Source organism: Emticicia sp. (assembly GCF_043780375.1).
GTDB lineage: Bacteria > Bacteroidota > Bacteroidia > Cytophagales > Spirosomataceae > Emticicia.
Genome location: NZ_JAYWCU010000257.1, coordinates 1 through 7,145, shown reverse-complemented (window position 1 = coordinate 7,145; position 7,145 = coordinate 1). Strand labels below are relative to the sequence as shown.

Sequence of the window (7,145 nt, the reverse complement as noted above, 5' to 3'; positions counted from 1 at the left end):
CTTAATTACTACCAAAAGAGCCAAAACCGACCAAGCTTCTATACAATATAACTACGAAAATGGCTTCGATAAACCCACCCAACTTCCTGACTACATGGGAGCATCAAGATACATGGAGTTAGTAAATGAACTCCGCTGGAATGATGCAGGCAATGGAGCAAATAAATTCCCTACTTTTAGCCAAGATTTATTGAATAACTATGACCAAAAACATCTGACCGACCCCAACAAATACCCCGATACCGACTGGATGGCTTTAACCCTCAACAAGATGGCACGACGTGAGGCACACAGTATTAGCATCATAGGGGGGTCAAAGTTTGTAAAATCTAATGCTTCGATTCGTTATGAAAAATTGGGTGGTTTCTATGAAAACAAAGATTATGGACGCATCTTTTTACGCTCAAATAACGACTTTACTATCAATAAATTTATTGGTGGAACTGTGGACTTTAATTTCAAAAGAACAAATACCACCGACCCAACTGCTAATGACCCATTGGGTAGAATAAGAATTTCATCACCTATTTATCCAGCACTATGGGCAGATGGAAGAATAGCCGACGGAAAAGCAGGCGAAAATGTATATGCTAAAATTAAATACGGCGGAACAAACAAAAATAATTTTAATCAAGTAGGAGGACGAATCGCATTGGATTTGAAACCCATTGATGGCTTGAAACTTTCAGCTATTCTCGCTCCTATTTTTGATTTCAATAATCAAAAACGATTTAATAGACAGGTTGATGCTTATTCTGCCGATAACCCAAATCTATTTGCGGCAACTTTAATAAGTGGCGGGCTTACAACTCGTTTAGATGAAAATCGAACAACAAACTATAGTCTTACGACTCAATTATTGGGAAATTACATAAAAACAATCGGGAAAAGTGATTTTTCAGCATTACTTGGATATGAAAACTATTACTACAAAGGTGAGTCTATGGGAGCATCAAGAGACCAATACCTTTTTGATACTTATCCTTTCTTAAACCAAGGCCCAGCCGCTTTGAGAGATAATTTTGGTACTGCCTTTGAAACAGCCTATCGCTCACAATTTGGTCGTATTACATATAGCTACAATAACAAATATCTACTACAAGCCAATGTCCGACGAGATGGCTCATCGAGGTTCAATAAAGATTATAGATGGGGTGTATTTCCTTCTATTTCGGCTGGTTGGGTCGTGTCTGAAGAGGGTTTCATGCAAAAACAAAACGTACTATCATTCTTAAAATTACGTGCTTCGTGGGGAACATTGGGTAACGAGAGAATAGGCAACTACCCATCTTTTGGCATTATAAGTTTTGGAAATGCCTTGTTTTATCAAAACAATGTAGCTGTTGCTCAGCAAACAGCCGCTCAGATTCAGTACGCAATTAAAGATATTTCTTGGGAAAAAACAGCTTCTACCGATTTAGGTGTTGATGCTTATTTCTTAAAAAATAAGTTACGCTTTACTGGCGATGTTTATTATAAACAGACCAAAGATATGCTATTGGCTTTACAGATTCCAATTTTTGTAGGCTTTGAAAATCCTAATCAAAATACTGGAATCATGGAAACTAAGGGTATAGACTTAGATTTGGGTTGGACAGATAATATTGGCAAATTGAAATATTCGGTTTCCGCCAATTTATCACAGTTTAAATCAATAATGGGCGATTTGGGTGGTACAGAGTTTATTGGTAGTAAAATCAAGAAAAAAGGCAGTCAATTTGACGAGTGGTATGGATATAAATCAGAAGGTATTTATCAAACCCAAGAAGACCTAAACAATTCGCCTAAACTAAGCAATACCGTAAAAGTTGGCGACCTAAAATATACTGATATTAGTGGTCCAAACGGTGTTCCCGACGGCAAAATATCTCCAGAGTATGACCGTGTGTTAATAGGAGGTTCATTACCCCAATGGATGTATGGTGGCAATGTACGCTTAGAATATAGCCATTTTGATTTAGGTATTACGTTTCAGGGGATAGGTTATCAGCAAGTTTCAAACCTTGATTATACAGACTATAATGCCGAAAACTGGGGCGTTTTTCCTGTTTATTTAGATGGTAACACTTGGAGTGTAAATAATACCCCAGAACAAAATCTTGCGGCTAAATACCCTCGATACACCGAAACAAATAAAGGCTTTAACCGTACATTATCTGATTTTTGGTTGTTCAATGGAGGGTATTTTCGTCTAAAAAATATAGCTTTAGGCTATACAATTCCGCAAAATATTACAAAAAAAATCATGTCTAATAACATAAGATTTTATGTAAATGCTTCTGATGTTTTTACGATTAACAAATACCCTAAAGGCTCGGACCCAGAGGGTTTTGGTATTGTTACCACTGTGATTGGTGGATTTAATATCAGTTTTTAAAATGAGGTTTATCAAAAATCTCATTCAAAACCTATTCATTCATTTGCTTAAATATAAATAAAATGAAATCAAAAATATTTGCAGCGGTTTTGAGCATACTTTTATTTGCTTCTTGCCAAAACTCCTTAGACTTGTACCCTTTGGCAGAACCTTCTGCTGAAAAGTGGTACTCAAATGAAACAGAAATCCAGTTGGCACTCAATGACTTATACCGTATAGATTGGTGGCAATGGGACGAAGACTTGAGTAATAATTATCTTTCAGATGATGGTTTTTATCGTCAGTCTCTTACTCCTGTCAAAGCAGGCACAATAACAAGTCAATGGGACTTTTCAACAACTTTTTGGAGAAATTCGTATAAAGCCATTGCAAGAGCAAATAGAGCAATTGTTGCTTTAAATAGCGATGAAACCAAGGCAAAAGTAGCACAAGCTAAATTAGATATATACTTAGCCGAAGCTCGCTTTCATCGTGCAGCTCAGTATGCCCGATTGGTGAATCATTTCGGAGATGTTGTGTATAGCGACCAAGTAATTTCTATCGAAGAAGGCTACTCAATCGGAAGAACAAATAAAAAAACGGTTACTACCAAAATTTACGAAGACTTTGATTTTGCCATGAAAAACTTGCCAACGTCTTACGCTACTACTGCCGTAAAAAGAGCTACAAAAGGTGCCGCTATGGGGCTAAAAGCTCGATTTGCACTCTACGAAGGCGATTTTAAAGTAGCTGCCGAAGCAGCTAAAGCCTGCATGGATTTGAATGCTTTTACTTTACATCCTGATTATTCGAATTTATTTCTTCAAAGTACGAAAAATTCAAAGGAGGTAATTTTCTCCATTCCGCGTTCATTAGAATTAAAACAAACCGTAGGTCCTATTTCTGATATTATCACCAGAAATGCGGGTGGATTCGGAGCCGCAAACCCCACTTGGGATTTATTTTGTGCCTATTTATGTACCGATGGTAAAACGATTGACCAATCCCCTTTATATGACCCACGAAATCCATTTGCGAATAGAGACCCAAGATGTACGGCTTCAATAGTAGAGTTTGGCACACCTCACTTGGGTTTTATATATGATCCAAACCCTACCGCTTTGCAAGTAACTCGCTTGAGTAGTAATACCAAAGTAACTAATAATGACAACCGAGCTAATGCTCAGTTTGCTTCTTTCAATGGTTTGGTTTGGAAAAAAAGAGTAGATGATTCTTGGTTGCTCAACGGCAGATTAATAGAAACAGAGCATTTTGTTATAAGATTAGCCGATGTAATGTTGATGTATGCCGAAGCCAAAACCGAACTTAATGAGATAGATGATAGTGTATTGGCGGCTGTCAATGCCGTTAGAGCAAGGGCGTATAAAGTAGCTGTTACTGCCACAACCTATCCTGCAATTAAAACGAAAGCCCAAGCCGAACTTCGCCGTGAAATTCGTATGGAACGTAGAATGGAATTGGCATCTGAGGGGCTTCGGTATATGGATATAATTAGATGGAAAATTGCAGGTAAAGTACTCAATCGTCCTATTTATGGAATACTCGACCCAGCTGATTTGAAGACAAAAGTAGTAGATAAAAACCTTTGGTTTTTCGCTGGCACTCCTACAATTGACCAAGACGGCACACCCGACTTTACAGCTATGGCAGCGACAGGACTGATTAAAAACTTGGTACTTACGACTTGGAACGACCGCCAATATTTGTGGCCTATACCAACTTCTGAGATTCAAATAAATGCAAATATGAAGCAAAACGAGGGATATTAGAGGCTAAACTCCCCGCAGGAGAAAGAAATCTAAAAAACTTGATTTCGGATATTTAATTTCTGTGGGTGGAAACCCTAAAATCGGATACTTATATCAACTAACATTGAAATTAATAAAATGAAAATAAATAAAATCAAACTTTTTTTGTTTGGGTTAGCAATTTGCTTGTTTAGTGGCAATACACACGCCCAAAGAAAGTCTTCTTATCCTCAATTTAGCGGTATTTATCCTCATTTGGCATATTATAACAACGAAGGCGAATGCGGTACTGGTGCAGTTGTATCTTGGGCAGACCGATTATGGGTAATAACGTACGGCCCACATTTGCCATTCGGTTCTTCTGATAAATTGTATGAAATTTCACCAGATTTGAACAAAATAATAAGACCCGAAAGTATTGGGGGAACACCTGCCAATAGAATGATTCATAAAGAGAGCAATCAGTTGTTTATTGGGCCTTATGCCATTGATGCAAACCGTGTTGTTCGTACATTTCCATATACCCAAGCACCTGGCCGTTACACTGGTTTGGCTCGTGATTTGTCTGACCCCCAAAACAAACTTTTAATTGCCACCATGGAAGAAGGTTTTTATAAGTTAGATGTTAAAAATCTCGCAACCCAAATGCTTTATCAAGATGGCAACGTTAAAGAAAAAAAGCATGAAGATACTCAGAACAACTTCACTGGAACACTCCTCCCAGGAGCACACGGCAAAGGCGTATATTCGGGTCAAGGAGTAATGGTGTATTCCAACAATGGCGAATCTGGCTCTCTGGCACTGAAACAGTTTGATATAGAATCAGGTGTTTTGGCCGAATGGAATGGTAAAGACTGGAAAGTAGTACGTCGTAATCAATTTGTAGAAGTAACAGGGCCAGGAGGAATTTATGGTAATACCAATCCTTCAACCGACCCAATCTGGGCAACAGGCTGGGACTACAAATCAGTTTTGTTAGGTGTCCGGGACGGCGGTAAATGGTCGTTCTTTCGCCTGCCAAAAGCCAGTCATAGCTATGATGGTGCTCACGGTTGGAATACAGAATGGCCTCGAATTCGTGACATCGGTACATCCGAAACACCTGATTATCTCATGACCATGCACGGGCTTTTTTGGCATTTTCCACAAACATTTACATCAAAAAATACTGCTGGTATTCGTCCACGTTCGGCTTATCTCAAAGTCATCGGCGACTTTACCCGATGGAACAATGGTTTAGTTTTTGGTTGTGATGATTCAGCACAGAAAGAGTTTTTGAACAAACGCAAAACCAAAGGAAACATCGAAGGTCCAGGACAATCCAATTCAAACCTTTGGTTTACTTCACTTACTTCACCTGATAATTTAGGACCTAACACAGCTCAAGGGGCTGTTTGGCTTTCTGAAAAAATTGAGGCAAATGTCTTTTCCGAACCATTTCTATTTGCGGGTTGGCAACAACGGATGGCTTGGTTACTAAATGATGGGGGTCAAAAAGTTACATTCAGCTTTGAAACCGATATAGATGGCAAAGGAAATTGGAAAACTTTAAGGTCAGTAGAAGTGGGTGCAGGTCAATCAATTGGTGTTACTTTCGCAACAAGTGATAAGGGAGAGTGGATACGTGTAAAAAGTAATCAAGCCACCAAAGCAACCGTTAATTTTAATTATAGTGATGTTTCTCATTTTCAGGTAACTCAAGACAAACAATTCGATGGTTTGGCCAATATCAATGCTTCCACTTATTCAGGTGGACTACTTTATGGCCTGGGCAATAATCGTAGAATGTTAGGTGTCTTGGCTGGTCAATTTGGCAATGAAAATTTTATAGAAAATGGCTACTACGAATTGGATAGTGCCATGCACTTGACAAAAAAAGATGACCCCAAAACGACTCAGTTCATACGTGAAAAATTTGCAATCCCACGTGAGGTTGTTACAGTTGATGATGCCTCGGTGCTTATTGTTGATGACAATGGAAGAAGATGGAGGCTTCCAAAAGGGAATATGGCATTTACGGCTAAAACCCAACAAGCCGCTTTACGGATTTGCCGTGAGGTGGCCACCGAGCGGGACTTACTCAACGCACACGGTACATTTTATGAATTGCCAGCTGAAAATGCCGATGGATTTGCTAAAATTAGACCTGTGGCTTCACATTCACTCAGTATTCATGATTATGCCTCTTATCGTGGTTTATTGGTCATGACAGGTCTTGATAACCAAAGTCCTAAAAATGAACACATCATCTCTTCCGATGATGGCAAAGCGAAAATATGGGCAGGAACTATTGACGACCTTTGGAAATTAGGAAAAGCCGTTGGTGTAGGCGGTCCTTGGAAAGACAATCAGGTAAAAGCTGGAACTCCCTCAGACCCCTATTTGATTGGCTTTTATGATAAAAAAAATCTTAAAATATCGCATGACTCAAAACAAGCCATAAAATTTACAATTCAGATAGAACCCATAGGCCATGGCCCTTGGATGAAATATAAAGAAGTAACAGTAAAACCCAATGAAACATTTGCCTTCAATTTTCCGTCAGGCTTTCAGGCACGTTGGATACGGTTTTCTACTGATAAAGATTGTATAGCTTCGGCGTGGCTAACGTATAAATAAATAGCTCAATACTGAGAAAATTTAGTATTTTAAATTTTTGATTTTGAATTATTTAAAAGGCGGTTGTAAATGGCAAAATGTACTTAGGTGGTAGAGCCTTGCAAGGCTTAGTGATAGTTAAGTTTAGTTTGAAAAAGGTAAACAAAAGATTGGCAAATTGGAACGTCCGCAACTTTGGTTTGAAAATGAAATGCCAAAGGAACTCTTTTGTACCGTTTATATCAGCGAAACCGATAATTATAATGTGGCTATTCCGCTCAAATATTGATTGGAATTTTATTAACCTTGACAAAAAAACTTAATAATGCGAGTTTCGGGTTTAACTAACTGATAATCAATGATTTACGAATAAAAACACAGGATGTCATCAAAAGTAGTAATTTTGTAATTGTACAAAACAA

The 7,145-nt window shown here is 38.4% G+C and carries 3 protein-coding genes; all 3 read left to right on the top strand.

Annotated elements, in window-relative coordinates; genetic code table 11:
• Positions 1 to 2,377: SusC/RagA family TonB-linked outer membrane protein (locus ACH2CJ_RS19135; RefSeq protein WP_394995414.1), on the top strand; the 2,377-nt coding region annotated here is incomplete at its 5' end.
• Between the two features lie 62 nt (positions 2,378 to 2,439).
• Positions 2,440 to 4,146, top strand: coding sequence for a RagB/SusD family nutrient uptake outer membrane protein (locus ACH2CJ_RS19130; protein WP_394995412.1), 1,707 nt, complete (start codon positions 2,440 to 2,442; stop codon positions 4,144 to 4,146).
• Between the two features lie 117 nt (positions 4,147 to 4,263).
• Positions 4,264 to 6,744, top strand: coding sequence for a hypothetical protein (locus ACH2CJ_RS19125; RefSeq protein ID WP_394995410.1), 2,481 nt, complete (start codon positions 4,264 to 4,266; stop codon positions 6,742 to 6,744).
• Positions 6,745 to 7,145: the final 401 nt, after the last annotated feature.

What these genes read in the sequence shown, in the direction of transcription:
- ACH2CJ_RS19130 (WP_394995412.1), top strand. Translation starts at nt 2,440, where the DNA reads ATGAAATCAAAAATATTTGCAGCGGTTTTGAGCATACTTTTATTTGCT.
- ACH2CJ_RS19125 (WP_394995410.1), top strand. Translation starts at nt 4,264, where the DNA reads ATGAAAATAAATAAAATCAAACTTTTTTTGTTTGGGTTAGCAATTTGC.